The following is a 24,135-nucleotide window of genomic DNA, read 5'->3' as shown; positions in this document are numbered from 1 at the left end:
CTGCGCCCGCGTTATTCCTCCAGATAGCGCTGGGCATCCAGCGCCGCCATGCAGCCGCTGGCGGCGCTGGTGACCGCCTGCCGGTAGACGTGGTCCTGCACGTCGCCGGCGGCGAACACCCCGGGCACGCTCGTGGCGGTCGCCAGGCCGTTGCGTCCCGCGCGCGTCACGATGTACCCGTTTTCCATCTCCAGCTGACCCGCGAAGAGCGCCGTGTTGGGCTGATGTCCGATCGCCACGAATACACCATGCACGGGCAGCACGCGGATGCCGCCGCGCACGCCGCGCAGGCGCAGCGTGTGCACGCCGGCCGCGTCGCCCAGCACTTCGTCCAGCGTGTGGTTCCACAGGACGTCCACCTTGCCCTCTTCCACGCGCGCCAGCAGGCGTTCGACCAGGATCGCCTCGGCGCGCAGCTGGTCGCGGCGGTGCACCAGCGTCACGCGTGACGCGATGTTCGACAGGTACAGCGCCTCTTCCACGGCCGTGTTGCCGCCGCCGATCACCGCGACCTCCTTGCCGCGATAAAAGAAGCCGTCGCACGTGGCGCAGGCCGACACGCCGCAGCCCAGGAACGCCTGCTCCGACGGCAGCCCGAGATAGCGCGCGGACGCGCCGGTCGCGATGATCAGCGCATCGCACGTGTAGTCGCCGAGATCGCCGGACAGGCGCAACGGCCGCTCGTTCAGGTACGCCGTGTGGATGTGGTCGAAGACGATCTGCGTCTCGAAGCGCCGCGCGTGCAGCTCGAAGCGGCGCATCAGATCCGGTCCCTGCACGCCGTCCGGATCGGCGGGCCAGTTCTCGACGTCGGTGGTGGTCATCAACTGGCCGCCCTGCGCGACGCCGGTCACGAGCAGGGGACGCAAATTGGCGCGCGCCGCATACACGGCGGCGGAATAGCCTGCGGGGCCGGAACCCAGGATCAGGACCTTGGCATGTCGTTTCATGATGTCAGGAGGCGAAGTGACGGGACAGGTGCTGCGCGAACTGCTCGGGCGCCATGAAGCCGATGACGCGGCTCTCCGGCACTTCCTTACCCTGCTTGAACAGGATGATGCCGGGTGGCCCGAACAGGCCGAATTTCTTCATCAGCGCGCGGTCGTCATCGTTGTTGGCGGTGACGTCGACCTGCAGCAGGCGCACCTGCTTCATCTGCGCTTCCACCTTCGGCTCGGAAAACGTAAAACGCTCCATCTCCTTGCACGACACGCACCAGTCGGCATAAAAATCCAGCATCACGGGCGTGGCGGACGACGCGAGCACGCGATCCAGTTCGGCCAGCGTGCGGATGCGCTCGAAGCGCATTTCCTTACCGTGCTTGCCGTCCTGCGCCGCGGCGGCAACTGAAGTGACGCGCAGGTGCGCCAGCGGCTGCAGCACGTCATGCCCGGCGCTGGCGGCGCCCACCAGTTCGAACAGACCGCCCGTCAGCAGCACGAGGCCCAGCGTCTTGCCCGCATAGCGGCCCAATCCCGCTCCGGGGGCGATGGGTTCGAACACGCGCAGGAACACGGCGCACAGCACGGCGAACGCGCCCCACAGCAGCATCGCCACCGTGACCGGGAACACGGGCGTCACCATCCAGATGGCCACCGCGAGCAGCAGCAGGCCGAACACGCGCTTGACGTGGTTCATCCAAGCGCCGGCGCGCGGCAGCAGGCTGCCCGCGGAGACGCCCGTCAGCAGCAGCGGCACGCTCATGCCGGTCGCCATCGAGAACAGCGCCCAGCCGCCCGTCCACACATTGCGCGTCTGGCTGATGTACAACAGCGCGCCCGCCAGCGGACCGGCCACGCAGGGCCCCACGATCAACGCGGACAATGCGCCCATCACGAACACGCCGGCGAAACGGCCGCCGCTCATGCGGCCGCTGGTCGTGCTCAAACGGCTCTGCAGGCTGCTCGGCAGCTGCAACTGGTAGACGTCGAACATCGACAGCGCCAGCACCACGAGCAGCGCGCCGAACGTCAGCAGCACCCACGGCTTTTGCAGCGCGCCGGCGAGGCCCTCGCCCGCCAAGCCCGCCGCGACGCCGAGCGCCGTGTAGACGAGCGCCATACCCAGGCTGTAGGCCAGCGCCAGCGTAAATCCTTTGCCGCGCGAGACGTTGCCTTCGCCGACGATGATGGACGACAGGATCGGCACCATCGGCAGCACGCACGGCGTGAACGACAGCAGCAGGCCGAACGCGAGGAACGCGAGGCCGATGCGCCAGGCGCTGCCCGATTGCAGCGTGCGGCGGGCCAGCGAGCTGTCGTCTTCCTGCGCGGGCGCCGGCGCCGCTTGCGGTACCGGCGCGGCATCGGGTGCGGCAGGCTTCAATGCGCCCGGCGCCGCCGGGTCCACGGTGAACGCCACTTCGGCGGGCGGATAGCACAACCCTGCATCCGCGCAGCCCTGGTAGCCCACGCGCAGCACGAACGGGTTCTTCGCATCCGTTTTCAGCGGCAGGTCGGCCGCCAGCTGGCCGGCATAGGTTTCCATCTCCTTGTTGAAATTGCTGTCGAACTTGCGCACGCCGTCCGGCAGCGCCGGCTGGCCGACCTGCGGCGCGGTGAAGACGAGGCGGTCGCGGTACAGGTGGTAGCCGGGCGCGATGGTCCAGATCAGGTGCACGGCGCGCAGATCCGAACGCAACTGAGCGCTCAGCTTGAACGCCTGTTCGGGCGGTAAAAAATCGTCGGCCGCCAGCGCCGTCTGCCCGGCCGCGCAGGCCAGCAGGACGAGCGCGGCCGTCCATCGAAAGAGGTGCTTCATGATGCGTAATCTCCTGAAATGCTGTGGTGGTGCTGTTGTCCCGCATTGTCGATGGCGAAGTAGGCGAGCCCGCTGGCGGCCAGGAACGCCAGGCCGTCCGCTTCCTTCAGCATCGCGATGGTCGACACGCTGCCGCCCAGCACGGCCAACGGCGCCAGCACGCTCACGGAGCGGAAGTAACACGCCGGCATGCCCGTGCGCGGATTCAATATGTGGCAATAGCGCTTGCCGTCGATGTCGAAAAAACGTTCGTAATCGCCGCTCGTCGTCAGTGCGCCCTGGCTGACGTTGATGCTGGCGACGATGCCATCCGGCTTGCGCGGGTCCTGGATCCCGATGGCCCAGGGCCGCTCGTCCGGCTGCGGCCCGATGAAGCGCATGTCGCCGCCGAGGTTCACATAGCCGTGCCGCACGCCTTTTTGCAGCAGCAGCGCACCGGCGCGGTCGGCCGCGTATTCCTTGCCGAAGCCGCCGAAGTCGATCTCCATGCCGGCGCGCGGCAGGAAGATGCTGCCGTCCTCGCGGCGCACGGCCGGCCAGTCGACCAGCGCCAGCAGCGGCGCCAGTTCGTCCTGCGTCGGCACGCGCGGATGACGAAAATCCCAGGCGCGGCGCAGCACGCCCGAGGTGATGTCGAACAGGCCGTCGCTGGCGCGGTAGAGGTGGTCGGCGTAGGCGAGCAGCTGCGACGTCTCGTCGTCGCACTCCACCCGATAGCGTCCCGCCGCGGCGTTGATGCGGCTGACGATGCTGTCGGCGCGGTAGCGCGAATATGTCCGCTCGATGCGCCGCACCTCGGCGAAGGCCGCCTCCGCCAGTTCTTCCGCCACGTGTCCGTTCGGCGCGGCCAGCCGGATCTCGCACCGGCTGGCCATCGCGTCGAACGGAAAGCGGAAGACCTGGTCTACCATCGCCGCGTCAATCCGACCTGGAACATGCGGGCGCGCAGCGGCGCGAGGCCCGGACTGCCGCCGTGGAACAGGCGCCAGCTGCCGCGCTGTTCGTAGCCCTCGACCTTGACGTCGACGGTCCACAGCTTGCCGATGTCGCGCACGACCTTCAGCCCCACCGTGACGGCGCCGAAGCCGGACAGGCGCTGGTCCGGCGACGACAGCCGGCTTGGCCCCGCAGCGGCAAAGCCGGGCGGGAACGGCGGGCCGAGCGTGCCGTCGTACACGGGGTCGTAATAGAAATACGCCGCGCTCTGCGAATACAGGCGCAGTTCCGGCACCACGCTCCAGCCCCCGCCGAGCGGCTGCACATATTCTCCGGACAGCGTGTGCGCGCGGATGCGGTACGAGTCGCTGTAGTAGCGGTAGCTCAGGCGCGTCGTGCCGCCCGTGCTGTCGACGTAGTGATTCCAGCGCAGCAGCACCGTGTTCTGGCGGCGCGAGCGGGGACGGTTGTCAAACAATTTATACGGATCGCTGAAATAGCCGTCGCCGTTCGTACGCGTGAACGTCAATTGGCCGATGTCGTTCGGCGTCAGCACCTGCGTCACGCCGGCCAGCACGCTCACCGTGCGCCTGTGCTCATCGACGACGACGTGGTTGACCGGATCGATGCGATCGCGGCTGCCCGCGAGCCCGAACGCCCACGTCGTGTTGTTGTCCTCGCTGGACAAGGTGCCGTTCAGCGACAGCGCGCGCGACACGTAATCGTGCTCCGTCGAATACGCGGCGCCGGCCGTCAGCGTGCCGCGCCGGAAGTAGCGCGTGACGGCGACATCTCCCGCCTTTCTCTCGTCCTGCATATGCGAGGCGCCGGAGATCGCCGTGTGGTAGCGCGGCGAGGCGCCCGACACGTCGTCGGCCGTCAGCGTGCCTTCGATGGACCAGTCGCTTGCGACCGGCGCCGTCACCGCGATCGACGGCGAATGCGAGTGAATGCGGTCCAGGCCGGACTGGCGGTCGGCGTAATCGAGATAGCGCAGGCTGATGCTGCCGTTCTGCGGCGGCTCGTCGGCCATGGCCTGCACGCCGGGCAGCAGCAGCGCCGCGGCGAGCAGAGACGCCCCCAGGTCCTGGGGAGGTTGCTTGGATGTCGTCATGTATTCCCCCTCAGTTGCAGCCACATCCACCGCCGCCTACGCCCGCGCCGCCGGATGCGGCTTCGCGGCTCGTATAGATATGGTCGGCATAACGGGTCTCGAGCTTGTCGCCGCCGAAGGTCATCTCCGGCTTGGCCAGCTTGCCTTTTTCCCACGGCTGCACGGTGGCGCAACCCGCCAGCGCGAGCAGCGCCGGCACGAGCAGGATCAGGTTCCTCATTTCGCACCTCCCAACGCCTTCTGGATCACCTGTTCGAGCTCCGCGCGGTCGGCCTCTTTAAAACCCGCGTGCTCGTACAGAACCTTGCCGTCCGGGCCGATCAACACGCTGCTCGGCATGCCCTTGATGCCGTAGGCGCGCGGCGTCGCGCCGGCCGGGTCGAACGCGATCGTGAAGCGTGCCGGCGTCTCGGCGAGGAAGCGGCGCGCATCGTCGCTTTTCGCGTCGAGATTCACGCCGACGACCTGCAGCCCGCGCGCGCCGTAGCGCGCCTGCATCTCGTTCATCCATGGGAAGGACTGGCGGCACGGGCCGCACCACGAGGCCCAGAAATCCACGTACACGAGCCGGCCCTGGAACTTCGCCAGCTGCACCGTGCCGTCCTTGCCCGGCAAGTCGAACTGCGGCGCCGGCACGCCTTTGTCGAGCGCACTGGCGGTCGATGCCTCCAGCGCCGCGGCCAGCACCATTGCCATGCGCAGCACGCGCGTCGTACGGGCGCTCATTGGTCCACCTCTTTACGACTCAGTTTGCTCACCGTGCGACGCCATCCCAGCACGCCGAACGACAGCACCACCAGCAAGGCCAGCACCGGATCGTTGCCGTTCTTGATGGAGGAGCAGCCGCCACCGCCGGCGTTCTGCGGCGATTGCACGGTCTGCACATTGCCCTTGCCGCTCAGCGCGACGGTCCACGCACCGCCACCGTCGGCCGCGAGCGCCAGGCTGCCGGACGTGTCTCCCGCACCGACCGGGGTGAAGCGCACGACCAGGTCGCAGCTCGTCCCCGGCTGCAAGGTGAACGGAACGGCCGCGCAACCGGAAGCATCGGCCTGCAGCGCGAACGGACCGGAGAACGTGGCCGCCGTCACCGTTGCCGCATTGGCGCCCGTGTTGGTCAGCGTGATGCGGTGCGTGGGCGCCGTGCCGTTGACGTCGGCGGCGCCGAAGTCGAACGATTGCGGATTCACCGTCAGCATCGGCACGGGCACGGCGACGCCGGTCCCGCTCAGGGCGACGGTGAACTGGTTGCCGGCGTCCGTCATCAGCACGAGGGTTCCGGCGCGCTGGCCGGCGGCCGTCGGTTTGAAGCCGATGTCGATGGTGCAGCTGGCCGATGCGGCGACCGATGCATTGGCCGCGCAGGTCCCTTTCAACTCGAAGTCGGATGCCTGCGCGCCGTCCAGCACGAGCGAGGCGATTTTCAGCGCGGCCGTGCCGCCGTTCGACAGCGTGACGGTATGCGCCGCGGCACTCTTGCCGACTTGCGTGTCCGCGAAGGCGACCGGGCCCGCTTCGGACAACGTCGGCTTGGCCGCCGGCGCCGTCGTACCCGTGCCGCTGATCGTCACCTGCAGCGGTGCCGCGTTCGACGTCACGGTAAGCGTGGCCGTGGCCGTGCCGGATGTCGTCGGCGCGAAGGCCAGGGTCACGGTGCAGCTGGCGCCCACGGCCAGGGTCGTGCCGCACGTGTTGTTGGCGATGGCGACGGTGGATGCGCCCGACACGGCGATGCCGTTCAGCGCGAGCGCCACATTGCCCTTGTTCGCCAGCGTGACCGACTGCGTGGCGGCCTGCGCGCCGATCGCCTGCGTGCCGAACGCCACGGCCGACGGGCTGGCCGCGACGGCCGGCGCGGCCGCGGCGACGGTGCCGGACAACGGCACCGACACGGCGCCGTTGGACGCGTTCGACGCCAGGGCGAGATTGCCGCTGAACGCGCCGTTGCCGGAAGAGTTCGCGGTCACGGTCACGGTGCAGCTGCCGCCCGCCGGCACCGGCGTCGCCGTGGCGCAGGTGCCGCCCAACGTGAACACGTTCGCGTTGGCGCCGCCGACGGCGATGCTGGAGAAAGTCAGCGTCGCCTGGCCCGTGTTGCTGACCGTGACGCTCTGCGCGGGCGATGCGGTACCGGCGACCAATGCACCGAAGTCGATGGCATTGGCCGACAGCGCGATGGTCGGCTGCGCGACGGCGTTGCCGGTGCCGCTCAAGGCCACGGTGCTGGAACCGCCCGTCGCATTGTGCGCGATGACGAGCGAGGCACTGCGCGCGCCGGCGGCGGACGGCGTGAAGCCGACCTGCACGGTGCAACTGGCGCCGGCCGCCAGCGATGTGCCGTTGGCGCAGGTGCCGCCGTTGATGGCGTAATCGCCCGCGGCCGCGCCGGACAGGCTCAACGTGCCGACGGTCAGCGCCGCGTTGCCCGTGTTGGACAAGGTGGTGGCGAGCGGCGACGCCGACTGGCCGATGGTGGTGGCCGCGAAACTCAGCGAGGCCGGATTGACCGCGGCCGCCGGCGCGGCGGTCACGGTCGGGTTGCCGATGAAGGCGGCGAGATCCGCGATCTCCGCGGCCGTGAAGCGGCCGTTGAACAGCGTGCCCATGCCGCCCTTGTTGGCGGCGAACGCATTGGTGATCACGCTCGGGTTATTCGCCGCGGCGAGGATGCCGTTGACGTTGTTGGCCGGCGAAGGACCGTGGCACGACGCGCAGGCGGTGCCGCCGCCGGTCGGCCCGTTCAGGTACAGGTTCTTGCCGTTCAATGCATCGGCGGCATGGACGGCCGGGACGATCGCGAGCACGGCGGCGACGGCGAGGACAGAATGAAGACTTCGATGCAGCCCGATCATAGGGACTCCCAATTCGTTCAAAGGACACAGCCACCGAGGGCCAGTGCATTCATCCCGCAGTGCGCCAGTGCGCACAGGCGCCAGTCGCGGCTGCGCTGGTAGAGCAGCGCCAGCACCAGTCCCGGCGCCAGCACCAGCCCTGCCGCGCGCCAGCCGGAACCGAGATGCAGCAGCGCGAACGCGGCCGCCGACAGGGCCGCCGGCAGCGGGGCAGCACGCCGGATCAGCCACTCCTGCAATCCGCCCCGCACCACCCACTCCTCCAGCACGGGCGCCAGCAACAGCAGGCGCGCCAGCGCGACGGCATCGGGCGCGACGACCTGGCCCGTACAGACCAGGTGCTGGGACATCAGGACAATGGATGGCATGAACGGCACAGGGCACCCGAACGGCTACCGGTAGCAGTTGCTACTACGGAAATCGTCCGGTTAATACCGGCCATGGCGGAAAAGTTCAGGCGAATTGAAAAAAAATTATGGACAGCGCACGAACGGCGCCAAACGGTGTCAAAACATTAGATTTGCCACATCGACCATACCGCGTAATGCACGGAAATGGATCGTCGTCAAACTGGCATCGTGGGTAGAATCGGTGTGGTTGAGGTTCTTCAACTCGTGCGCGTTTGCGCCAGATCGACACGGCATGGCTGCGCCGCTTGGCAGATTACGTTCATGACAAACTACCGCGACAACCGGGTCCCGGGCGGGACTTTTTTCTTCACGGTGCGTCTGCTGGATCGGGACAGCACCTTACTCACGGACCATTTCTCGGCATTCGGCGAGGCAATGCGCCAGGCGCGCATCCGCAAGCCGTTCCACGTCGATGCCTGGGTCGTGCTGCCGAACCACGCGCACGCGATCTGGACCCTGCCGCCGGGCGACCACGACTGCGCGTCGCGCTGGCGCGCCGTCAAGATCGCCTTTTCCAAGGCTTTGCATAAAGCCTGCCTGCCGGGCGGCGCGAGGACCAAGGGCGATGCCGGCACGGGCGACGGCACCATCTGGGAACGCCATTACCGCGACTATCGCGTGGGCGACGACGAGGAATATGCGAGCCTGATCGACTACGTGCACAGCAATCCGATGCGCCACGGCTTTTGCCAGCATCCGGCGGAATGGCCGTGGTCGTCGCTGCACCGGTTCCTCGCCGCGGGCTTCACGCCGCCCGCCCTGCCGCTCGCGCCGCCGCCATGGATGTGGCCGGCGGGCCAGCCGGCAAAAATCCGGGGTCAGAGCCCTTTTTAGTGCACGATCTTTGCAGTAAGCTCGTTCAGCTGGCCGGTACCGTTCCGCTTGTCCATATCGATATCGTGGGTACCCATCGGGGAAGCGTTGTCATTGAAAAATTGCCCAAATAAGGGCTCTGACCCCGAATTGCCGAGCAATTAAAAAAGGGCCCGCAGGCCCTTTTTTTGAAGTGAAACCGGAGACGCTTAGAAGCTATAGCGTGCACCCACGGTCCAGACGTCGGCCTTGGCGCCGAAATCCTTGCTCTTGCCGTAGCGCTCATACTCGGCGGTCAGCGCAACCTGCTGGTTGAGGTTGTACTGCACGCCGACGGCGCCATAGGCGCCGGTGTCGGTGTTCTTGAGGTTCAGGGCGGCACTTTCCAGCTTGCGCTCGCTGTGCTGCAGGCCCAGCTTGCCGTACACGGCGAACTGGTCGTTCACCGGCATGTTGTACTTGCCGGCGATATAGTAGCTGGAGCCCTTCGTGCGGCCGCTCGCGTTCGTGCCGTTGTTACTGTAGTTGAAATTGGAATTGCGGAAATCGGTGTAGCCCGCTTCAGCACCCCAATTCTGGTCGAATTCATAACCACCGAAAATCTTGCCCGAGGCCTTGTAGCCGTCGCTGCTGAAATTGCTCAGACCACCGACCGACGAATTCTCGTGGTCCGCCGTGGCGATGCCGACGCCCACATAGGCGCGCGGTTGGGTCTGGGTGGTTTGGGCTTGGGCCGCGCCCATGGCGGCAGTACCTGCGATCAGTGCAACGATAAGCTTTTTCATATGCGGATTCCTTTGCTTTGTTTGACTGGTTCGCAATTCCAGTGAATCGCGATGTGGTCAAGATAGCACCGCAAAATGGTGAAGTCCTTGCTGAACTCGTAAGACTTGTAATCGAATGTAACTTAATGACCTTAAATTCAGTAATGTTTTAACGAAAATTGAGGTCAGATAACTTAGGTTTAGCTCACGAAACGAAAAGTTAAGTTGAGCCGTGGTCCAACCAGTTTGGCCGTCTTGTTGATGCCGTGCCGCCAGTGTGCCTGCAGGGTGCCGGCCATCAACAGCAGGCTGCCATCTGTCAGGTCGAGCTTGACGGTGCGCTTATTCGTCTTGTGGCGCAGGATGAAGGTGCGGGTGGCGCCATAGCTGAGCGAGGCGATGGCGGGCTGCGGGCCCAGCTCCGGTTCGTCGTCGCTGTGCATGCCCATGCTGTCGGCGCCGTCGCGGTAGTAATTCAGCAGCACGCTGTTGTAGCGCCGGCCCGTCGCCTGCTCGACCGCCGCGCGCAGCGCTTCCAGCAGCGGGGTCAGCGGCAGCGGTTGCAGCGTCAGGCCGGAATATGTATAGCTGGCCTCGCCATACCAGGCCGTCAGGCGGGGCTGCAGATAGCGCTTGCCGTACACAACGACGGTGTCGGCGCGCCACGGCGTCTCATCCACCAAACGCGCGAGGATCTCGGCATTGCTGATCGTCATGGGAAGCTGGGCCAGCATGGACAGCTCGCCATCCTCGATAGGGATGCTTACCAAATCCATGGCTGTGGAAAACAAGTCCATTCGACAATATTGCTATGATGGCGGAATCTGATCGACCAGACATTTTCTCATGAACAAACGCCAGTTCCTCGGTACCGCGGCGGTCGCGGGTGCCTTTCCCATCGCCGCGCATGCTGCCCAGCCGGCCGAGCGCGGCCCGGCGCTGCTGACGGTCACCGGCGCCATCGCGCACAGCAATCGCGGGCCGCTCGACCCGGCGCTGGACCAGATGATGCACAAGCACCAGGTCACGTTCACGACAGCCTGGGCCTTCGATTACCCCAGCTTAATGACCCTGCCGCAACAGACAATCCGTCCGACGCTGGAATACGACCGCAAGCCGCACACGCTGCGCGGTCCGCTGCTGACGGACGTGCTGGCGCGCGCCGGCGCCACGCTGCACGACAAGGGGGTGCTGGTGCTGCGCGCCGTGGACGGTTACAACGTCGAATTGCCGGTCGCCCAGGCGCGCGCGCGACGTTTCATCGTCGCGACGCACGTCGACGGCAATCCGATGCCGCTGGGAGGTCTGGGACCGCTATGGGCCGTGTACGACGCCGACCGGGTACCGGAGATGGCGGCGCTGCCGTTGCCGCAGCGCTTCGCCGCCTGCCCGTGGGCGTTGTATCACGTCGAGGTGAAGGGGTGACCCGGATCAGGCGTAGGCTTCGGCCAGGCTCATCACGCGCGGCGTGATCTTGATGCCGACGTTGCCGAACAGGGTGTCGATCGCGGCCAGGTTGGCGGCGCACTCGTCCGATTTCCAGCCGTTGAACAGATCGGTGCCGTTCTTCTGGAAATGCAGGTCGAGCACCTTGCCCTTGTCCTTGTGGGTATAGGTCTGCTGGTAGATGTTCTCGAACCCGAGCTCGGCCAGAGCGGTCAGCACGGCCTGCGGCGGATTGTCGGGATCGGTAGCCATGAACACGCCAAACGTCTTGCCGGGCGGTTTTGCTGCCACGTCGACTTCGTAAATGCCGGGTGCCTTCGTGACACTGGTGCTTTTCAGGAACAGCATGCTGTCTTCCTCCACGCATGGCGGCATCGGGGCCGCCATTCAATAAATTGAAATCAGACACAGCTTATTGCAGTATGGGAACTTTGTCGACGAATGGTTTTCGAGATTTTGCTCTACTGCAACAGCTCACTGTGAACTCATTGTGACAACAGCCCGATCGCACTGCCGGCCACGAGCGCGCCGCACGCCACCATGCCGACGATGAAGCCCAGCTCGCGCTTGCTCGGATCGCGGTAATAGCCCAACGCATACAGGATCCGCCCGGCGCACCACAGCAGCCCGCCCGCGGCCGCCCAGCGGTCGCCCAGGTAGTGGCCGCACAGCCACAGCGGGGCCAGCACGAGCGGCAATTGTTCCAACGTGTTCGCCTGCACGCGTTGAAAGCTCTGGAACGGCAGCGGCCCCTCCATCGAGGGCGCCGGCACCTTGTATTTGTTTCTCGCCCAGCCGGCCATCACGCCCGTCCAGAAATAGACGCCGAGTGCGGCCAAGGTCGCCCATGCGGTCAAAACCATCGTGTTCTCCATCACAACAAAAAGCCCATCTGTTTCTACAGACAGGCTTTTTACAACATGACATCGGATGGCGCAATAAAGCCGATCTACTTGTCAGCGCGGCGGCGCAAACCCAGCGCCAGCACACCGGCACCGATCAACGCGAGCGAGGCGGGTTCCGGCACATCATTCGCCGAGCCAGCGCCATGCACGCGAATAGCCGGTACGCCGTAATTGTTGCTGAAAGCTTGCCCTTGCATGCCTTCCAGTCCACGGTAGACGCCTTGATCCCAAGGCCCGTTTCGATTGTTATACATGAAATTCTGGTTCGACAATCCGTCGAATGAGAACTCGATCAGGTAAGTCCGATGTTCAGTGATGTAAAACCCGGGGAATCGAAAGTCCACTTGCGCCGGGCCAGGTCCCACGTCGCCGTGGCGAGCGCGTCGTACAAGGTTCCCGTCGGGCCATCCCAGGCCGCGACGGCCGCGTGCTGGCGCGCCACCGTCGCCGCGTCGCCGCGTGCGATCGGCCCGGACAGCGCCGCTTCCGGCCCCAGTCGCAGCACATTCGATAACGTTTCGGTCGCGAGCGGCCGCGCCAGTTCGCGCGCCACGTCGGCCGGGATGCCGGCGGCCTGGTAGGCGCGCAGCGCCGCGTCCATGACGGTGACCAGGTAGTTCGACGCGAACACGGCGGCCGCGTGATACACGGTCTTGGCGGCCGGGTCGATTTGCACGGGCCGCGCGCCGATCGCCTCGAACGCAGGCAGCAGAACCGCCAGCGCGGCGGCATCGCCCTCCACGCCGCAGAACGTGCCGTCGAACGCCGCCGCGACCGCCGCCGGGTCGGCGAAGCTGCGCACCGGATGCACGCTCGCGACCAGGGCGCCCGCGCGGCGCAGCGCATCCAGTTCGCTCGACGCCTTCGCGCCGCTGCAGTGGAATACGACGGCGCCGTCCACCGGTGCCGATTGCGCCAGCGCGGCGGCGACCGGTCCGATGGCATCGTCCGCCACGGCCAGCATCCACACGTCGGCCGGCCGCACGGCGCCGTCGACGGGTGCGCCGGCACCGATGAAGGCGACGGCGTCGCGCGCGCTGTCGATGCCGCGCGTTTGCACATCTTGGACAGTGAATACGCCGCGCGCCGCGAACAACCTGCCGAGGACGCGCCCCACATGGCCCGCGCCGACGATGTTCAGGGTCGGCATCAGAAACGGGAACCCGGCTGGCGCAGGAATTCCTCTTCTTCCGGCGTCGACGCGCGCCCGAGGATGGCGTTACGGTGTGGGAAGCGGCCGAAGCGCGCGATCACGCCGCGGTGGCGGTGCGCGTAATCGAGCATCTCGTCGAAGCCCGGGTGTCCGGCCGCCAGCACGCCGAACAGTTCGACGGCGCGCTCCTGCATGTACGCGTCCTCGGCGTGCTCGAACGGCATGTAGGCGAAGGCGCGCTGCAGCGGTGGAAGCTCCCGGTCGGCGCCGCTGTCGACGAGGGTGCGCGCGGCGGCCAGCGCGAGAGCATCGCCGGCGAACGACTGCGGCGTGTTGCGGTAGGCGTTGCGGGTGAACTGGTCGAGCACGAGGATGCGGGCCAGCAGGCCTTGCGGTCCTTGCCCATCCCACTCGCGCAGGCCGCCGGCCAGCGCCTGATCGATCGTCGCGCCGAAGCGGTCGCGGATGATATCGTCGAATGTATCCTTCTTGACGAACCATTCGCGGCGCGGCTTACCCGCCTCCGCGCTGCCCGGTGCGCCGAACCAGAAATCGAGAACGTCCTGGGGTGTCATGTGTTCCTCTGTTGTCCTTGTCAGTTGCGTGCGTGCGAAAGCTGGAAGCCGTCCACGCCCTCGAACGTCGACAGTTCGCTGGCGAGCAGCGACAGCGGCGCGCCCGGCTTGCCGGCCAGTTCCAGCGCGACGAAATGCCATTCCTGGCAGCCCTTCTCGCTGGAGATGGTAAGCGAGCCGCCGGCGATTTCGTAGCCGCGTTCCAGCGCCGCGCGGCGCAACGTCTCTTCCTGCGGATAGACGCCGGGTTTGAAGTGCAGCGTGACGGCCACCGCGTGGCGCGACGGCAGCATCCCGACCGCCTTGTTCAGGTAGATCATGATCATCGCGGAGAAGAACGCGAGCCCCATCGCGGCCATGTAGAAACCGAGGCCGACGAGGATGCCGATCACGGACGACGACCAGATCGACGCCGCCGTCGTCAGGCCGCTGATGTTGAAACCCGAGCGCATGATCACGCCGGCGCCGAGGAAGCCGATGCCCGTCACGACGCCCTGGATCACGCGCGTCGGATCGACGAGCGCCACGGACGACCCGTGCCCGCCGAACCAGTGGCTCGGATAGCCGGCGACGATGGTCAGCGCGCACGACGCCATGCACACGAGGCCATACGTGCGCATGCCCGCCGCGCGGCCGTGGTAGGAACGCTCGTAGCCGACCATCAGACCCAGCGCCAACGCGCCCGCCAGGTTCAACAGGATCAGCGCATTCGTGGCCAGTTCCGCCTGCGACCAGTACGCGCCGATCAGGTCGGGCAGCGTCAGGACCAGGTCGTTCGATACGGGAGCCGTCAAGGTTTTTTCCTGACGAGCTGTTTTTCGAATTCGACGTCGTGCTTGCTGATGCGTTTGACCTCTTGCGGACCGAGGCCGTTGACGAACGCCACGAAGTCGTCCAGTTCGAGCGGCGCGCACAGCGGCGGCGCGCCCGGTTTCTCGGACAGGAAGAAGTGGCCATCGCCGGTACGCGCCATCGAGTACGACGTCACGCCGGTGCGCCGTTTCAGACGCTCGACGGCGGCGCTGGCGCGGGTGGAACGTGCTCCCGCCATATCAGATCTCCTTGGTACGCAGTTCGAGCCAGTCGCGCGCGGCGCCGCTCACGTGCGGCAGCAGGCGCGCGCGCACGCTGCGGTGGTAATCGTTGAGCCACGCGACCTCGTCGCCGCGCATCAGCGACAGGTCGATGCAGCGGGTGTCGATCGGACACAGGGTCAACGTTTCGAAGCCGAGGAATTCGCCGAAGCCTTCGTCGCCCACGACGCGCGTCAGCACGAGGTTCTCGATGCGGATGCCCCACTGGCCCGGACGATAGATGCCCGGCTCGTTCGACGTGATCATGCCCGGTTCCAGCGCCGTATGCGGCTCCGGCGGTGCGGACGGCGAGATCACTTGCGGGCCCTCGTGCACGTTAAGGAAGTAGCCGACGCCGTGGCCGGTGCCGTGGCCGTAGTCGATGCCGGCGGCCCAGATCGGGGCGCGCGCCAGCGCATCGAGCATCGGGCCTTTCGTCCCGCGCGGGAAGCGCGCGACGGACAGGGCGATCATCCCTTTCAGCACCAGCGTGAAATCGCGCTTTTGGGCACTGGACGGCGTGCCGACGGGGACGACGCGCGTGATGTCCGTCGTGCCGCCCAGGTACTGGCCGCCGGAGTCGATCAGAAGCAGGCCGTCGCCTTCGATCACGGCGCAGTGCTCCGGCGCGGCCCGATAATGCATGATCGCGCCGTTGGCATTGAAGCCGGCGATGGTGCCGAAGCTGGGGCTGATGAAGCCGGGACGGCGCGCGCGTGCCGCCGTGATCCGTTCGTCGATGTGGACCTCGTTCAGCGGCGCGCGGTCGGCATCCGCCAGCGTCGCTTCGAGCTCCGCGAAAAATTCGCACAGGGCGGCGCCGTCCTGTTCCATCGTGTCGCGCACGTGGTCCATCTCGGCTTCGAGCTTGCGCGATTTCGCAAACGTCGTCGGATTGATGGCTTCGACGACGCGCACGTGCGCCGGCACGGCGGCGCGCATGCCGGCCGTGACGCGGCGCGGGTCGATCAGCAGGCTGCTGTCGGCCGGCAGCGCGGCCAGCGCTTGCTGCGCCTGGTCGTACGGCGCGACACGCACCCCATCCTGCTCGAGGCGCGCGCGCAGGCTTGCATCGATCTTGCCGTCGGCGACGAACAGCGTGGCGCCGGTCGATTCCACGAGCGCGTGCGCGAGGAACACGGGATTGAAGCTGACGTCCGCGCCGCGCAGGTTGAACAGGTAGGCGATGTCGTCGAGGGTCGAGATGAAATGACGTTCGCCGCCCAGCTTCGCCATCGCATTGCGCGTCGCGTGCAGTTTATCGGCGCGAGCGAGCACGGCGTACGGCGCCACGTGTTCGTAGACCGGCTCGGGCGGGAGACCCGGGCGGTCGGTCCAGATCTCGTCGAGCAGGTCGAGGTCGGTGCGCAGCTTCACACCGCGCGCGGCGAGCGCATCACCGAGCAGACGCGCGACGGACAAGCCCAGCACGCGCGCGTCGACGGCGACGGTCCGGCCTTCGTCCATGTTCTCCGCCAGCCAGTCGATATGCAGCAGGCTCGCGCCGGACGGGATCTTCATCAGCTGGATTGCCGTGCCGGCCAATTCCTGCTCCGCCTGCGTGTAATAGCGGCCATCCGTCCAGACGCCGGCGAAGTCGTTCGTGGCGATGAACGTGCCGACGGAGCCCGTGAAGCCGGACAGCCACTCGCGGCCTTTCCAACGGCCGGGCAGGTATTCGGACAGGTGCGGATCGGCGGACGGCACGATGAAGGCGTCGACGTGGTGGCGCGCCATCGCGGCGCGCAGCCGGGCAAGGCGCTCGGCGCGCACGTGGGTAGTGTCAGGTGCTGGCATGGCTCGAAATCGATGTTCGGTTTATCAAATCGGTATGATACGCCCTCCGCACCGGTGCAGCGAACGCGGCCGCCGCCCGTAACTGACTGGAATCGCGCGCGGACACAATCTGGCGGATAATCCCACACCCAAGGATTATCCGGATCCTACAACCGACTCTGAAATATCATGCAAGACTTTCACTACAACCGCGCCCGCGCACTGCTGGCCAATGCCGAAGAAATCGTCAGCGCGGACCAGGTCCAGGCGGCCGTACGCAACGTCGCCGAGGTGCTGAACCAGCGTTTCGACAATGACGAGACGAGCGATTTCCCCCTCGTGCTGGGCGTCATGGGCGGTGCGGTGGTGTTCACCGGCAACCTGCTGCCCCAGCTGACGTTCCCCCTCGAATTCGACTACATCCACGTGACCCGCTACGGCGACCTCGACCGCGGCGGCGAAGTCGTGTGGAAAGTGATCCCGCGCCAGGACGTCACGGGCCGCACGATCATCATCGTCGACGACATCCTCGACGAAGGCGAAACGCTGGCTCATGTGAAACAGCGCCTGCTCGACATGGGCGCGGCCGAAGTGATCCTGGCCGTGTTTGCCGACAAGGATCTCGGCAAAGTAAAACCGGTGCAGGCGGACATCGTCGGCCTGACGGTGCCGAACCAGTTCGTCGTCGGCTTCGGCATGGATGCGCACGGGTATTGGCGCAATCTGCCGGGGCTGTGGGTGATCCGGGATGCGGACAAGGTGATGCAGGCGGTGGCGTAACCCCAACGTCGTTCCCGCGAAAGCGGGAACCCATGCTGAAGTACCGAAGTTCGCGTCATTATCGGCTTCGGAAAGTCAGCATGACTCCCCGCCTTCGCGGGGATGACGGTGTGGTCAGGCCTTCAGGCCCAGGCGCTCGCGCGCCGCTTGGTACTGCTGCGTCAACCGCTCCACCATCTCCGCCACGGTCGGTACGTCATCCATCAACCCGACACCCTGGCCGGCCCCCCAGATATCGCGCCACGCCTTCGCGCTGCCGGAACCGAAACTCATCTTGCTCTTGTCCGACACGGGCAGGTTGTCCGGATCGAGCCCCGCCGCCACGATCGATTTCTTGAGGTAGTTGCCGTGCACGCCCGTGAACAGGTTCGTATAGACGACGTCCGCCGCCGACGATTCCACGATCGCATTGCGGTAGGCGTCCGTGACGTTCGATTCGCGCGTGGCCAGCCAGCGCGAGCCGATGTAGGCGAAATCGGCGCCCATCGCCTGCGCGGCGAGGATGGCGTCGCCCGTGGCGATGGAACCCGACAGCGCTACGGGTCCGTCGAAGAATTTACGCACTTCGCCCACCAGCGCGAACGGAGACAGCGCGCCCGCATGGCCGCCGGCGCCGGCCGCGACGAGAATCAGGCCGTCCACGCCCGCTTCCAGCGCTTTTTCGGCGTGGCGGATCGACACGACGTCGTGCAGCACGATGCCGCCGTACGCGTGCACGGCATCCAGCATGTCCTTCGGCGGCGCGCGCAGCGACGAGATGATGATGGGCACCTGGTGCTTCACGCACACGGCCACGTCGTGTTCCAGGCGGTCGTTCGACTGGTGCACGATCTGGTTGACGGCGATCGGCCCGACCTGTTTATCGGGATGCGCTTCCTGGTACGCTCCCAGCTCCTGCTGAAGCTCCGTCAGCCACGTGTCGAGCAGCGCGGCCGGGCGCGCGTTCAGCGCCGGAAACGAACCGACGATGCCCGCCTTGCACTGCGCGGCCACCAGCGCGGGGCCGCTGGCGATGAACATCGGCGACGCGATGACGGGGAGGGACAGGTTTTGCAGGACGGGAGGCAGCGCCATGGATTTCTCGCGATAGTTGATCGGACCTGTCGATTATGGATGAAAAAAGCACGACCGTACTAGATTCCGCGCTCTAATTTTTCCTCAGACATCGACGAGGGTATCGCCGTCGACGCGCGCCGCGCCCGCTTTCACGAGCGCACGCACGAGCCGGTCCGCCATTTCTCCGCTGCTGCCGTGAAAAAACCGTTCGCGCGCCAGCACGAGCAGCGGCACCGTCGCGCACAGCGATGCGACCTCGGCCAGCGGGATGCGCCGCCGTTCCAGCAGTAGAAATTTTATTAGCACGCGGACGGCATTCTCCGCGTTGCGCACCGGGTCGGCCGCCAGATAATCCAGACGGGAGTATGCGCGGTCCAGCGCGGCCTGCACGTCGTCGAACGCGCCGCCATGGCCGGGAATGACGACGCGGGCGCCCAGCGTCGCAATCAAGTCCAAGGTGGCGCGCACGTCATGAAAACCGGGCTCGCCGACCAGTTCCGGGAACACGACGCCGAAGCCGTTCTGCCACAGGGCGTCGCCGGAGATCAGGATGCCCTCTTCTGCGCACCACAGCAGCAGCGCGTGCGGATCGTGGCCGGGCGCCGCCAGTGCCTGCCAGTCCAGGTCGCCCATGCGCAGCCGCTGGCCGGATTCAAGGGTCTCGTCATACGTGAAACGCGGACATTGCTGGGCCGTGGCGCGGAAACTCAGCGCGTCCTCGTCCCAGGCGTCGACCTTCGCGCATTCCGCCTTGGGGATTGCGATGCGGCACGCGTACACATCGCGCAAGGCCGCGTTGCCGCCGCAATGGTCGGCGTGCAGATGGGTGTTGACGACGCGGTCCAGCGGGCGCGCCTGCAATGCGTGGCGCACGAGCGACAGCGTCTGTGCGGCATGCGTCGCATAGCCCGTGTCGACGAGTGTAACTCCATCGTGTCCCGTGATGAGGATGTTGTTGGACGACAGCCAGCCGCGCTCGAAGACGTGGATCGCCGGCGGCAGGGTCGGCATCAGTCGAATGGGATCTGTTCTTCGCGCCGGCGGATTTCCGCCCACACGGCGCGTTTATAGTCGTCGTCGGCGCAGCTCCAGGCGACGATCTCGTCGATGGTGCGCAGACAGCCTTCGCACAAGCCCGTCACGGACGACATCTTGCACACGTTGATGCAGGGAGACGGGACCGGTGTTTGTTGTTCCGGCGGAAGACGTGCGTCGTTCATGCCACAGCCTGCGCAAGCTGCAACATTGTCGTACGTTCAAGTATTGTGTTGCGCGACTCGAAGCGCAAAGCGGTCTGGGATATAGGACACATGGTACGCAGATTAACGTATCCGGACGAATCCCGCTTGACCGACAAGCTCACCCGCGTAAACTTTGACTCGTCCGTTGCGCACGTTGCACGTACCCCATCTGTAAGGTTCGCGCAAGCTTCGCCATCAAGACTGAACTCTCGCTCGATGCCTCAGCCACGCGCCGGTGCATTGCCGACACACCCCACAAGGAGTGCCGATGACCCTGAATCACAAGTTCCTGGCGCAAATGCGCGCCGCGACCCGATCCCTGATGCGCCGCGGCCCCGCAGTTGCCCGCACCGTCATCCGGGAATCTGTCAAAAACGCCGCCGCCGTGCAGACCGCGGCCGTCAAAAGCGTGGAAACCACGACGCCCCCGGCCTCGAACCATCCGACCTACGACGCCTTTTCCGACATGCTGGCCGACCTGTCCCGCCTGGGCCAGAATGCCAACCCGTTCAATGTGCCGCCGCTGTCGAGCGGCGCGGCCGCGATCGGCCTGCCCGGCCATTTCATCGACGCCAGCTATACGAGCGACGCGGGCACCCGCGACTACAAGCTCTATATTCCCAGCACGTATTCGGGCCAACCGTCGCCGCTGCTCGTGATGCTGCACGGCTGCACGCAGAATCCGGACGACTTCGCGCTCGGCACCGGCATGAATGCGCTGGCCGAGGAACACGCCTGCCTCGTCGCGTATCCCGCCCAGTCGCAGCAGGCCAATGCATCGCGCTGCTGGAACTGGTTCAGCGCGGCGGACCAGCAGCGCGGCCAGGGCGAACCGTCGATCATCGCCGGGATCACCGCGGATATCGTGGCGCGTTACGTGATCGATCCGGACCAGATCTTCGTCGCGGGCCTGTCCGCGGGCGGCGCGATGGCGGCCATCATGGGCACGTTGTATCCGGACGTGTACGCGGCCGTCGGCGTCCACTCGGGCCTGCCGTTCGCGGCCGCCCACGACCTGCCCTCGGCCATGGCCGCGATGAAGGGCGATTTCCGCACGCACCACAAGCCCGGCAAATCGTTGCCGATCATCGTATTCCATGGCGACCGCGACACGACCGTGCACCCGGCCAATGGCGACGAGTTGATCAAGCGAAGGCGCCGCCATCCGGCCGAAGACGTCGTGGTGGAGCCCGGCACCGTACCGGACGGCCACGCCTATACGCGCACGGTGCACCGCAAGCCGGATGGCAGCATCCATGCCGAACACTGGGTGATCCATGGGTCCGGGCACGCGTGGTCGGGTGGCGATACGCGCGGCAGCTATACGGATGGCCGCGGCCCGAACGCGAGCCGGGAAATGATGCGGTTCTTCCGCACGGCGCGCTGAGGCTGTTTACGTGCCGGGCGGCGTATCCGGCGCCCCGGCCGTCCGTTGCGCGATATGCTGTTCCAGGCAAGCCGGGCACCAACACCCGGCCGCTTTGCCCGCGAGCGGCAGCGCAGCCACGGGCGGCAGCTTCGTGCACCAGCACGGTGCACCGTCGTCGGTGCCGTCGACCATCGCGCAACCGAATTCGGCGCCGCAGCGGGTACAGGTACTCATGTGAAAGATGACTGTCGTGTATCCAGATGTAATCCACCTTAACGGCGGGCGCCGGAAAATACAACATGGAGCTTCTAAAATGATCACTGCGGCAGGCTAATGCCTGTAAAATCTCGCAAATTCTTTTCCGGACCCCCAATGAACGCAACGCTGACCAATCTGACGGGCGACGACCAGAATAATGACCTGACTGCGGTCTCGCCGCAGATCAAGGCGCAGATCCTGGCCGAAGCACTCCCCTACATCCGCAATTTCCACGGCAAGACCATCGTCATCAAATACGGCGGCAATGCAATGACCGACGAGCGCCTGAAACACGGTTTTGCGCGCGACGTCATCCTGCTGAAACTGGTCGGCATGAACCCGGTCGTGGTGCATGGCGGCGGTCCGCAGATCGACAACGCCCTGAAAAAAATCGGCAAGCAAGGCACGTTCGTGCAAGGCATGCGCATCACCGACGAAGAAACCATGGAAGTGGTGGAGTGGGTGCTGGGCGGCGAAGTCCAGCAGGACATCGTCATGCTGATCAACCACTACGGTGGCCAGGCCGTGGGCCTGACCGGCAAGGACGGCGGCCTGATCCGTGCACGCAAGATGTCGATGCCGGACAAGGACAAACCGGGCGAATTCCTCGACATCGGCTTCGTCGGCGAAATCGAGGCGATCAATCCGGCCGTCGTGAAAGCGCTGCAGGACGATGCCTTCATCCCGATCATCTCGCCGATCGGGTTCGGCCAGGACGGCCAGGCCTACAACATCAATGCCGACGTCGTCGCCGGCAAGATCGCGGAAATCCTGAAAGCCGAAAAGCTGATCATGATGACCAATATCGCCGGCGTGCAGGACAAGCAGGGCAACCTGGTGACGGACCTGTCGGCACGCGAGATCGACGAGATGTTCGCGGACGGCACGATTTCCGGCGGCATGCTGCCGAAGATCTCGTCGGCCCTGGACGCCGCCAAGTCGGGCGTGAACACCGTGCACATCATCGATGGCCGCATCGAGCACTCTTTGTTGCTGGAAGTCTTGACCGAACAGGCTTTTGGCACTATGATCCGCTCGCATTGAATTTTTGTGGTGTCCGAATGACGCCACAAACGTTGTTTGCCCTTGTAGCTCAGTGGTAGAGCACTCCCTTGGTAAGGGAGAGGCCACGTGTTCAATCCACGTCAAGGGCACCAGGATTTGTCCCCATTCCCGCCTGTTGTGGTATCCCCGATGCCTGACGTAACGGATAAGACAAGACACTTGTCCACGCTGCGCGTTTGCCCGCGCGGCAGGAAATGTGGAACACTCGCGGCGCGATGACAAGCGTCATAAAGCGAGATCGCAGGAAAGCTGGAGCGGTAGTTCAGTTGGTTAGAATACCGGCCTGTCACGCCGGGGGTCGCGGGTTCGAGCCCCGTCCGCTCCGCCAGAATTTAAAAAAGGGTCCGATTTTCGGACCCTTTTTTGCTATCGGAGTGCCTCCCCTGCGGGAGGCGCGGTTTAGGGCTCGAAGGGTTTCGCTTGCAAGCGAAACCGCGGCCCGCGGAACGTGGGCGAGCCCCGTCCGCTCCGCCAGAATTTAAAAAAGGGTCCGATTTTCGGACCATTTTTGCTATCGGAGTGCCTCCCCTGCGGGAGGCGCGGTTTAGGGCTCGAAGGGTTTCGCTTGCAAGCGAAACCGCGGCCCGCGGAACGTGGGCGAGCCCCGTCCGCTCCGCCAGAATTTAAAAAAGGGGCCGATTCGTCGGCCCTTCTTCATTTCAGCCGCCGTCGTCCCCGCGGAAGCGGAGACCCATGCTGAGCGTCTTTAGCAACGTCAGTATGGATTCCCGCTTGCGCGGGAAGTCATTTCCGGCAATGCCGGGAATGACGGTTCCGGCCGACACTTAATAAATTCGCTCCACAATTACCCCGCTCTGCGCTAGCAGGTCAGGCACACTCCCGGTCCCGAGCAAATGCATCACGCCGATCGAGGCCACCGTCCGCTCCTCGGCACGCAGCAATTGCAGCAGACGGTCCGCCAGGTCCACGTTTCTCTCCTTGAGCAGCACCTGCGTCACGAACCGTCCGGAGACGCTGTGATCGGTCTCGCATTGCGCCGCCAGCCGGTCGAGCGCGCCCCGGTCCGCCGTGCTCCACGCCCGCACGACTTCCTGCGCTTCCGTGCGCTGGGCGCCGGATTCGATCGTGTCCATCATCTCTTCCAGAAAACGCCAGCGGTCCGGCGCCGGCAGGCGGTCGAGCAGCGCCAGCTGGCTGCCCAGCGACTCCAGCGCCAGCACCCGGACGTGGCGATGGCGCGCCTCGCGGACCAGCCAGGCGTCGCTCGACAGGTCCGACCGGTAACCCTGCCGCGTGTATTCGGCCAGCGCCAGCATCGTCGCCAGCAGCACCGGTTTGAAGCTCAGCATGGACGATGCGTCGAGGCCGCCCTGCTGCAACAGCCTGTCGAGCCGCCGTTTCTGCTGGGGCGGCAGGCTGTCATAGGCCGGGTTGCCGGGCGCCAGCATGCCGTAGGTGCGCAGCGCGTCCTGCAGGTCGGCGCGGGGCTGGTCGGGGTCGATCTCGAGCGCCAGCGTGGAGGACGCCGCCAGCGCGCCCGTGAGGCGGTCTTCGAGTGGATAAAAGGCCGGCAGGCCGACATGCAGGGTCCCGAACAGATACATCACGTGGCCGTCCAGGGTCAGTCGGAATAACGCGCCGCGGTCGGTCGCGTGGGCCGTTGGTGTGGCCAGCAAAAACAAGCCCAGCAGCAACACCGGAAACGTGCGGAAGAAACGTCGCATACGCATCCTCGCAGGAAGAATTGCCGTTCTGCATCCAATTCGGGTAACCGTGCTGAGTCGATTATTGATCTGCTCAGCGGTACGGCGTGCGATCTGGATCAGAG

Annotated in this window: 28 protein-coding genes and 2 tRNA genes; 7 read left to right on the top strand and 23 right to left on the bottom strand. The window is 65.8% G+C overall.

The window, feature by feature from the left end; genetic code table 11:
- Positions 1-11: 11 nt before the first annotated feature.
- The 8 genes from trxB to mrtJ are packed head-to-tail and all read right to left on the bottom strand — an operon-like array spanning position 12 to position 8,030.
- On the bottom strand, positions 12-950 hold the full coding sequence (gene trxB, locus BVG12_RS20390; protein ID WP_075793997.1) for a thioredoxin-disulfide reductase: 939 nt from the start codon (positions 948-950) through the stop codon (positions 12-14).
- A gap of 4 nt (positions 951-954) precedes the next feature.
- Complete coding sequence (dsbD, locus tag BVG12_RS20385) at positions 955-2,760, bottom strand: protein-disulfide reductase DsbD (protein ID WP_075793996.1); 1,806 nt, start codon at positions 2,758-2,760, stop codon at positions 955-957.
- On the bottom strand, positions 2,757-3,671 hold the full coding sequence (locus BVG12_RS20380; protein WP_075793995.1) for an FAD:protein FMN transferase: 915 nt from the start codon (positions 3,669-3,671) through the stop codon (positions 2,757-2,759). Before BVG12_RS20380 ends, dsbD begins: the two co-directional genes overlap by 4 nt.
- A complete protein-coding gene (locus BVG12_RS20375; RefSeq protein ID WP_075793994.1) occupies positions 3,665-4,810 on the bottom strand; it encodes a DUF3570 domain-containing protein in 1,146 nt (381 codons plus the stop codon). The genes BVG12_RS20380 and BVG12_RS20375 overlap by 7 nt, the downstream gene beginning before the upstream one ends.
- Positions 4,811-4,820: 10 nt before the next feature.
- Positions 4,821-5,030 carry a DUF4266 domain-containing protein gene (locus BVG12_RS20370; protein ID WP_075793993.1) on the bottom strand — a complete coding sequence of 70 codons (210 nt, stop codon included), beginning with the start codon at positions 5,028-5,030 and terminating at the stop codon, positions 4,821-4,823.
- Positions 5,027-5,536 carry a TlpA family protein disulfide reductase gene (locus BVG12_RS20365; RefSeq protein ID WP_075793992.1) on the bottom strand — a complete coding sequence of 170 codons (510 nt, stop codon included), beginning with the start codon at positions 5,534-5,536 and terminating at the stop codon, positions 5,027-5,029. The genes BVG12_RS20370 and BVG12_RS20365 overlap by 4 nt, the downstream gene beginning before the upstream one ends.
- Positions 5,533-7,662, bottom strand: a complete 2,130-nt coding sequence (locus BVG12_RS20360) for a choice-of-anchor D domain-containing protein (RefSeq protein WP_075793991.1) — start codon at positions 7,660-7,662, stop codon at positions 5,533-5,535. Before BVG12_RS20360 ends, BVG12_RS20365 begins: the two co-directional genes overlap by 4 nt.
- A gap of 17 nt (positions 7,663-7,679) precedes the next feature.
- A complete protein-coding gene (mrtJ, locus tag BVG12_RS20355; protein ID WP_229503668.1) occupies positions 7,680-8,030 on the bottom strand; it encodes a JDVT-CTERM system glutamic-type intramembrane protease MrtJ in 351 nt (116 codons plus the stop codon).
- Between the two features lie 303 nt (positions 8,031-8,333).
- On the opposite strand from mrtJ, the gene BVG12_RS20350 reads away from it, so the two are divergent.
- The gene (locus tag BVG12_RS20350) at positions 8,334-8,906 is read left to right on the top strand and encodes an REP-associated tyrosine transposase (protein ID WP_075793989.1); all 573 of its coding nucleotides are present in this window, start codon (positions 8,334-8,336) and stop codon (positions 8,904-8,906) included.
- A gap of 188 nt (positions 8,907-9,094) precedes the next feature.
- Here BVG12_RS20350 and BVG12_RS20345 read toward each other — a convergent pair whose 3' ends face one another.
- Together BVG12_RS20345 and BVG12_RS20340 are read right to left on the bottom strand one after the other, a co-directional pair.
- Complete coding sequence (locus tag BVG12_RS20345) at positions 9,095-9,670, bottom strand: porin family protein (protein WP_075793988.1); 576 nt, start codon at positions 9,668-9,670, stop codon at positions 9,095-9,097.
- 179 nt (positions 9,671-9,849) lie between these two features.
- Entirely contained in the window at positions 9,850-10,425 is a 576-nt protein-coding gene (locus BVG12_RS20340) for an alpha-ketoglutarate-dependent dioxygenase AlkB family protein (RefSeq protein ID WP_229503667.1), read from the bottom strand.
- Positions 10,426-10,495: 70 nt separating this feature from the next.
- On the opposite strand from BVG12_RS20340, the gene BVG12_RS20335 reads away from it, so the two are divergent.
- Entirely contained in the window at positions 10,496-11,074 is a 579-nt protein-coding gene (locus BVG12_RS20335) for a putative pterin-binding protein (RefSeq protein ID WP_075793986.1), read from the top strand.
- Between the two features lie 6 nt (positions 11,075-11,080).
- On the opposite strand, the gene BVG12_RS20330 is transcribed toward BVG12_RS20335, so the two are convergent.
- The 8 genes from BVG12_RS20330 to BVG12_RS20295 all read right to left on the bottom strand — a co-directional run bounded on the left by BVG12_RS20330 (position 11,081) and on the right by BVG12_RS20295 (position 16,598).
- Positions 11,081-11,443, bottom strand: coding sequence for a hypothetical protein (locus BVG12_RS20330; protein WP_075796475.1), 363 nt, complete (start codon positions 11,441-11,443; stop codon positions 11,081-11,083).
- A gap of 137 nt (positions 11,444-11,580) precedes the next feature.
- A complete protein-coding gene (locus tag BVG12_RS20325; protein WP_075793985.1) occupies positions 11,581-11,958 on the bottom strand; it encodes an MAPEG family protein in 378 nt (125 codons plus the stop codon).
- Between the two features lie 86 nt (positions 11,959-12,044).
- Positions 12,045-12,254, bottom strand: a complete 210-nt coding sequence (locus BVG12_RS33565; protein ID WP_156895689.1) for a PEP-CTERM sorting domain-containing protein — start codon at positions 12,252-12,254, stop codon at positions 12,045-12,047.
- A gap of 38 nt (positions 12,255-12,292) precedes the next feature.
- Positions 12,293-13,150 carry a Rossmann-like and DUF2520 domain-containing protein gene (locus BVG12_RS20315; protein ID WP_075793984.1) on the bottom strand — a complete coding sequence of 286 codons (858 nt, stop codon included), beginning with the start codon at positions 13,148-13,150 and terminating at the stop codon, positions 12,293-12,295.
- Positions 13,150-13,728: a DUF924 family protein gene (locus BVG12_RS20310; protein ID WP_075793983.1), complete on the bottom strand. Its 579-nt coding sequence runs from the start codon at positions 13,726-13,728 to the stop codon at positions 13,150-13,152. The genes BVG12_RS20315 and BVG12_RS20310 overlap by 1 nt, the downstream gene beginning before the upstream one ends.
- Before the next feature lie 20 nt (positions 13,729-13,748).
- The gene (locus BVG12_RS20305) at positions 13,749-14,522 is read right to left on the bottom strand and encodes an MgtC/SapB family protein (RefSeq protein WP_370662811.1); all 774 of its coding nucleotides are present in this window, start codon (positions 14,520-14,522) and stop codon (positions 13,749-13,751) included.
- Positions 14,519-14,779 carry a hypothetical protein gene (locus tag BVG12_RS20300; protein ID WP_075793982.1) on the bottom strand — a complete coding sequence of 87 codons (261 nt, stop codon included), beginning with the start codon at positions 14,777-14,779 and terminating at the stop codon, positions 14,519-14,521. Before BVG12_RS20300 ends, BVG12_RS20305 begins: the two co-directional genes overlap by 4 nt.
- 1 nt (position 14,780) lies before the next feature.
- A complete protein-coding gene (locus tag BVG12_RS20295; RefSeq protein WP_075793981.1) occupies positions 14,781-16,598 on the bottom strand; it encodes an aminopeptidase P family protein in 1,818 nt (605 codons plus the stop codon).
- A 168-nt stretch (positions 16,599-16,766) separates the two neighbouring features.
- Here BVG12_RS20295 and BVG12_RS20290 point away from each other — a divergent pair, with 168 nt between their 5' ends.
- A complete protein-coding gene (locus tag BVG12_RS20290) occupies positions 16,767-17,357 on the top strand; it encodes a hypoxanthine-guanine phosphoribosyltransferase (protein ID WP_075793980.1) in 591 nt (196 codons plus the stop codon).
- 114 nt (positions 17,358-17,471) lie between these two features.
- Here the strand turns inward: BVG12_RS20290 and BVG12_RS20285 are convergent, their stop codons facing one another.
- The 3 genes from BVG12_RS20285 to BVG12_RS20275 all read right to left on the bottom strand — a co-directional run bounded on the left by BVG12_RS20285 (position 17,472) and on the right by BVG12_RS20275 (position 19,633).
- Positions 17,472-18,431 carry an NAD(P)H-dependent flavin oxidoreductase gene (locus tag BVG12_RS20285; protein WP_075793979.1) on the bottom strand — a complete coding sequence of 320 codons (960 nt, stop codon included), beginning with the start codon at positions 18,429-18,431 and terminating at the stop codon, positions 17,472-17,474.
- Positions 18,432-18,515: 84 nt separating this feature from the next.
- Positions 18,516-19,424 carry an MBL fold metallo-hydrolase gene (locus BVG12_RS20280; protein ID WP_156895688.1) on the bottom strand — a complete coding sequence of 303 codons (909 nt, stop codon included), beginning with the start codon at positions 19,422-19,424 and terminating at the stop codon, positions 18,516-18,518.
- The gene (locus BVG12_RS20275) at positions 19,424-19,633 is read right to left on the bottom strand and encodes a DUF1289 domain-containing protein (protein ID WP_075793978.1); all 210 of its coding nucleotides are present in this window, start codon (positions 19,631-19,633) and stop codon (positions 19,424-19,426) included. Before BVG12_RS20275 ends, BVG12_RS20280 begins: the two co-directional genes overlap by 1 nt.
- A 289-nt stretch (positions 19,634-19,922) precedes the next feature.
- Between BVG12_RS20275 and BVG12_RS20270 the strand changes: the two genes are divergently transcribed.
- Positions 19,923-21,041 (top strand): extracellular catalytic domain type 1 short-chain-length polyhydroxyalkanoate depolymerase, encoded by a 1,119-nt coding sequence (locus tag BVG12_RS20270; protein ID WP_075793977.1) that lies wholly within the window; start codon positions 19,923-19,925, stop codon positions 21,039-21,041.
- 6 nt (positions 21,042-21,047) lie between these two features.
- On the opposite strand, the gene BVG12_RS20265 is transcribed toward BVG12_RS20270, so the two are convergent.
- Complete coding sequence (locus tag BVG12_RS20265) at positions 21,048-21,257, bottom strand: cysteine-rich CWC family protein (RefSeq protein WP_075793976.1); 210 nt, start codon at positions 21,255-21,257, stop codon at positions 21,048-21,050.
- Between the two features lie 138 nt (positions 21,258-21,395).
- On the opposite strand from BVG12_RS20265, the gene argB reads away from it, so the two are divergent.
- The 3 genes from argB (at position 21,396) to BVG12_RS20250 (ending at position 22,674) form a co-directional block, all read left to right on the top strand.
- On the top strand, positions 21,396-22,325 hold the full coding sequence (argB, locus tag BVG12_RS20260) for an acetylglutamate kinase (RefSeq protein ID WP_075793975.1): 930 nt from the start codon (positions 21,396-21,398) through the stop codon (positions 22,323-22,325).
- Positions 22,326-22,363: 38 nt separating this feature from the next.
- Positions 22,364-22,438, top strand: a tRNA-Thr gene (locus BVG12_RS20255).
- 159 nt (positions 22,439-22,597) lie between these two features.
- Positions 22,598-22,674 (top strand) — tRNA-Asp (locus BVG12_RS20250).
- Positions 22,675-23,131: 457 nt separating this feature from the next.
- On the opposite strand, the gene BVG12_RS20245 is transcribed toward BVG12_RS20250, so the two are convergent.
- Entirely contained in the window at positions 23,132-24,031 is a 900-nt protein-coding gene (locus tag BVG12_RS20245) for a TraB/GumN family protein (protein ID WP_075793974.1), read from the bottom strand.
- Positions 24,032-24,135 lie beyond the last annotated feature (104 nt).

It is taken from the genome of Massilia putida, assembly GCF_001941825.1.
GTDB lineage: Bacteria > Pseudomonadota > Gammaproteobacteria > Burkholderiales > Burkholderiaceae_D > Telluria > Telluria putida.
Note: the sequence above shows the minus strand (reverse complement) of the source record. Positions and strands in the feature narration are given on the sequence as shown.